Raw genomic sequence first — 4,844 nt, forward strand, 5'->3', positions numbered from 1 at the left:
ATAATCGCAACGATGAAATTTTAAATCCCTGTGTAATTATCGAAGTTTTATCCCCTTCCACCTCTAGTTATGATCGGGGTGATAAATTTCGTTATTATCGTTCTATACCCCAATTAAACCAATATCTTCTCGTCAGTCAAGGGGAGATATTAATAGAATCCTATAGCAAAACCTCGGAAAATAATTGGTTACTGCAAGAATACACCCCAGCAAGGGGAATTATATCCCTAGATTCTTTAGGAATTAGCTTAAATCTTGTCGATATTTACGAAGGAGTTGATTTTAATCTCAAATCCTAACTTTAGCTATCTTTTAAGAAGACGTACTAAAAACAATTTTACCATCTTTTACCGCTACTAAACGCAAAGTTAAAGGTCCAGATGTATTAGTTTTACTAGCAGCAACTGCCTCAAGTGTCTCGATAGAATTACCCGACTTTTTCACTTGACCAATAAAGTTAACTACCGTAGTTAATAAACCATCTTCCACTTGAATTGACCCTAAAACTCCCGCACTTCTAGCGCGAAATTGAGCCGAAGCTAAGAGTAAATCTAATCGCTTTTGTAGGTCTTCTTCTGTCATATTTTGGGGATCAATAGAAACGGTAGCGATCACCTGTTTCTCCTCAAAAACTCTTTGATTGGGAACCACATCAGCAAAGACACGAATCTCGCTTTCTCCTAAGACATAATTACCTGCGGAAAGGATTCTCACCACATATTCTTTACCGTCCTGTAATTGTTGACTTAACTGTTCTACCTGTGCTTTTGTGATCTTAACTAAACGCTGGTCAAAATTAGGCTGATTCGGTTGGGTGGCACGGATAGCATTTATATTCGCTTCCCGCAATAACTTATCAATAACAGCGACAATAGCTTGGGGATCGACAATACGAAAAGCTCCAAAAGATAACACCTGTCCCCGGAAAATAGCGATTTGTTTTTCCCGCAATTCTTGATAGGTTTGATAGTATTGTTCTAAAACTTCCACTTCCCGCTTAAGAAAAGCCATTTGGGTTTCTAAATCTTTTAATTTTCCCTCGCGCTGTTCCAAAGCAAAATTTTTATCCACAATCGATCGATCGAGTTCTCCAATGCGTTGATCCCGGCGATCAATTTCTAGCTGTAGGGTTTTTTGTTGAGTTTCCAACTGTTGAAGTCGCGCTTGTCTGGTTGTTAATAATTTTTGTTGATTAGCTAACTCTTTATCTCTAACTTGAACTGTGGTTTGTAGTTGATTTATCTGACTAGAAAGAATTGATTTTTGTTGGGACAATTGATCCCGTTGACTGATTAACTGTGCCTTTTGATTAGTTAAAATAACTCGTTCATTATTTAAATTAGCCACTTCCTTGCGGAACTTTTCCAACTGTCCCGAAACTAACCGCAAACGTTGACGAGAAGCTTGATAATTTTTGTTAAGAACCTCTAGACGTTTCTGCACAGCTATCTGTTCACTTTTAGCCGTTTTTAAAGCCTTTTCCACCTGATTTTTTTGTTCGGTGGTTTTTCTCACCTGTCTTTCTAAATCCTTAATAGCGGCACGACGTTCATTTAAAAGACGATCCAGTTCAAAAACCCCTTGACGCAGGGATTTACTAGAAGCAAATAAGACAATTAAAGTCGAACCGGCGATCAAAATTCCCGTTACAATCGTCATCAAAGTTGCGGTTTGTTTCGGACGCAGATTAAATAAACGCATCCTTTTCTTACCGATACGGCTACCTATACGATCGCCAACCGCAGCTATCAGACCACCTAAAACCACGATGGCCAAAACTAAAATATAAGCGCTAGTCATCCAGAATTTAGGTAAATTGTTGACTGAGAGCGACGGGATTATGGACGGTAATTTTCTTCTTGTAAATTGAGACCATTTCTTGATCCCGCAGCTCTCCCAATAAACGGGTGACAGTGACGCGGGTAGAACCGATCGCTTCGGCGATCGCTTGGTGAGACAATTTTAGATCCACCCGGATGCCATCGGTGGTGGGAACCCCAAAATCACGACAGAGAATTAATAAAAAACTGACCAAACGTGAACCCATATCCCGGTGAGCTAAGGTTTCGATCATCATTTCCGTTTGCAGAATCCGCGAGGACAACCCCTGCAGCATCAACATTGATAAATCGGGATTATTGCGGAGGGATCTTTCTACCTGCTCGATCGGGGCCGAGAGTAATTCTACCGGAGTAAAAGCCACGGCATGATAAAAACGATCCGATCGCTGACCAGTCAGTAAGGATAGCACACCAAAGACGCTATTTTCCCGCAGTAGAGCCACGGTAATTTCCTCTCCCGCTTCATAGACTCGCGATAACTTAACGGCTCCTTTCAGCAAAAAATAGACTCTTTCGGCGGGATCTCCCGGGAAAAAGATCGTTTTGCCACGCTCGAACAACTCCACCACCGGGGGGAAATTGCCGCTGCCGATTCGACGGAACACATCTGCTAGGGGTTTATCTTGTATTAATGATAAGTCCATCTCACATCCAAAAAAGGGGAAAATTGTTTTTATTATCCAACGAGTGTCACCTCTATTAAACACAACCGCTCGCTAAACTGGGAAAAGTTTTGGGCGCTTTTTGCCAGACAATAGGGGAGGGGTGATCATTGCTGCCCCGTTATCTGTATCCCTATTATACCGAATCTCGCTGGGGTCGGCTATTGGGGAGATTTTTGTAAGAGAAACGAGAACTATGTTAGATTTAACGGGAAAAAACGCCCTAGTGACAGGAATTGCCAATAATCGCTCGATCGCTTGGGGAATTGCTCAACAACTCCATCAAGCTGGTGCAAATATCGGTGTCACCTATCTCCCCGACGAAAAAGGCCGTTTTGAGAAAAAAGTGCGAGAATTGGCCGATGAACTTAATCCCGCTTTTTATGTCCCCTGCGATGTCCAAAATGACCAACAGGTAGAAGATACTTTCGCTACAGTGGCGGAAAAATGGGGTAAACTGGATATTTTGATTCACTGTCTCGCTTTTGCCGATAAAGAGGGTTTAACGGGCGATTTTACCGCCATCCCCCGGGAAGCTTTCACTAAATCCCTAGATATTAGCACTTTTTCCCTAACCCGTCTAGCGCGATCGGCTAAACCCTTGATGACGGAAGGGGGAAGTATTATCACTCTTACCTATCTCGGCGGTGTCAAGGTAATTCCTAACTATAATTTAATGGGGGTGGCAAAAGCCGGTTTAGAAATGAGTGTTCGCTATTTAGCTGCGGAATTAGGTGGCCAAAAGATCCGAGTTAATGGTATTTCTGCCGGTCCAATTCGCACCTTAGCATCTTCGGCCGTGGGGGGAATTCTTGATATGATCCATCATGTGGAAGAAATCGCTCCTTTACATCGCACCGTGACACAAATTGAGGTAGGAAATACGGCCGCTTTTTTAGCCAGTGATCTTTCTAGTGGTATTACCGGTCAGATTATTTATGTAGATTCCGGTTACGAAATTATGGGAATGTAGTTTTATTCAGTTATTAGTTATTAGTTATTAGTTATTAGTGTCACGGGGTTCTGAAGGGGGATTTTTGACTTCTTTGGGGTTAATTGTGATCGGTCTGAAGGTTCATTTAATTTTTTCACAATTTATTCCCTATTTTCAAACAATTTCTCAATGATGCTTTTCATTTTTGCATTGGTGAAGGGATTGGGGAAGATTCGGCGAATCTCAGGATAGGCGATTAAAATGCGTCTTAGCCTATTATTTGTGTTAATCTCATCTTTACAGACCAAAACCCTAAATCGTCTAAGAAGACAATGGCCGCCAATTCTCGGAATAAATCGCCCGTTTTTCTCGGCTGTTCTGGCAGAATCGCTATTTTTTGCCTCTTGATGTTATTATCGGCGGCAATAGGCTGGTTAATTGGGAAACAGTGGGTTAAACACAGCAATCAACACGAAACCGTTAAACCCGTTTTTGCCACGGAGGAAAATAATTTTAATTCTGCCACAGATACGGCATGGCAACGGAAAACTGAGATGAGAAAGCGTCGTCTAGAGTTGGGAATTGATAGTCAGTTTTTTAAAAATCTCGTCAATGAATTGTTTAACCTCCGCTATGGGGATATCAAAGAGGAAAAACAGAAACAGGAACAAAGAGACATTCTAGGAGCAGAAATACTCGATCGCTTAGAACGTCTCGATTCTGGCACTAGAGAAGCATTAGGTAGCTACAACGAGCAACAGCGAGAAAAATGGCGAGAACAAGTGAATCAATTACGCTTAAGCGGTAGAGTCTTTAATTTACTCACTGATACTGCCTTTTTTCAGTTATTTCCCGAGTTGACAGAAAGACCAAGTTTTGACACAAGCCTGGGTCAACTATGGAGTGGTTTGGCCTGGAATCAGTTACAATCTTTACAGTCTGGCCTATCCTACCAAGCGATCGAAAGTTTAGACGCGGGGGGGGAGGAAGTTATCGAGGCAATTCTCAGCCAGGGACAAGGAAAAGCCTATGCAATAAAATTGCGTTCCAGTGATCGGTTAAACTTAAATTTAGAGGCGGAAGGCGAAGTTTTACTATCTTTCTACTCTCCCACGGGTAATATTACCCTTTTAGATAAGTCTAGCGATCGGCAATGGTCTGGTCAATTACCCGAAGAGGGATTTTATGAATTAGTTATTCTCCCCCAGTCTTCTACCCCCGTCCACTTTCGCTTACAGTTAAAAGTAAGTCAATGACTTTAACCGTCAGGAGACAGGATACAGGAGACAGTCGGCAGCTTTTTTCTCCCCAACCCCCCATCTCCCCACACCCCAAGCGCCGAGGGTGGGAGATTCCCAGTTATCTTCCACGAAGCGAATATCGTGATCTTCTGGGTTAATTCCTAAC

5 protein-coding genes and 1 pseudogene are annotated in these 4,844 nt (G+C 42.2%); 3 read left to right on the forward strand and 3 right to left on the reverse strand.

Annotated features, from left to right (window positions below):
• Positions 1–299, forward strand: a 299-nt coding sequence (locus PN470_RS12320) for a Uma2 family endonuclease (RefSeq protein WP_271936117.1), incomplete at its 5' end; no start/stop codon positions are given.
• Between the two features lie 13 nt (positions 300–312).
• Here PN470_RS12320 and PN470_RS12325 read toward each other — a convergent pair.
• A complete protein-coding gene (locus PN470_RS12325) occupies positions 313–1,800 on the reverse strand; it encodes a DUF3084 domain-containing protein (RefSeq protein WP_271936119.1) in 1,488 nt (495 codons plus the stop codon).
• A 7-nt stretch (positions 1,801–1,807) separates the two neighbouring features.
• Positions 1,808–2,485, reverse strand: coding sequence for a global nitrogen regulator NtcA (gene ntcA, locus PN470_RS12330; protein ID WP_002750097.1), 678 nt, complete (start codon positions 2,483–2,485; stop codon positions 1,808–1,810).
• A 214-nt stretch (positions 2,486–2,699) separates the two neighbouring features.
• Between ntcA and fabI the strand changes: the two genes are divergently transcribed.
• A complete protein-coding gene (gene fabI / locus PN470_RS12335; protein WP_002740281.1) occupies positions 2,700–3,476 on the forward strand; it encodes an enoyl-ACP reductase FabI in 777 nt (258 codons plus the stop codon).
• A gap of 293 nt (positions 3,477–3,769) precedes the next feature.
• Positions 3,770–4,693 (forward strand): serine/threonine protein kinase, encoded by a 924-nt coding sequence (locus PN470_RS12340; protein ID WP_271936122.1) that lies wholly within the window; start codon positions 3,770–3,772, stop codon positions 4,691–4,693.
• A 54-nt stretch (positions 4,694–4,747) separates the two neighbouring features.
• Here the strand turns inward: PN470_RS12340 and PN470_RS12345 are convergent.
• Positions 4,748–4,844 (reverse strand): annotated as a pseudogene (locus tag PN470_RS12345) (glycine--tRNA ligase subunit alpha); the annotation flags it as partial.

Source organism: Microcystis sp. CS-574, assembly GCF_028329095.1.
GTDB lineage: Bacteria > Cyanobacteriota > Cyanobacteriia > Cyanobacteriales > Microcystaceae > Microcystis > Microcystis ichthyoblabe_A.

Bases quoted from the DNA above. Each gene is read 5' to 3' on its own strand.
- PN470_RS12325 (WP_271936119.1), bottom strand. From the start codon at position 1,800: ATGACTAGCGCTTATATTTTAGTTTTGGCCATCGTGGTTTTAGGTGGT.
- ntcA (WP_002750097.1), bottom strand. From the start codon at position 2,485: ATGGACTTATCATTAATACAAGATAAACCCCTAGCAGATGTGTTCCGT.
- fabI (WP_002740281.1), top strand. From the start codon at position 2,700: ATGTTAGATTTAACGGGAAAAAACGCCCTAGTGACAGGAATTGCCAAT.
- PN470_RS12340 (WP_271936122.1), top strand. From the start codon at position 3,770: ATGGCCGCCAATTCTCGGAATAAATCGCCCGTTTTTCTCGGCTGTTCT.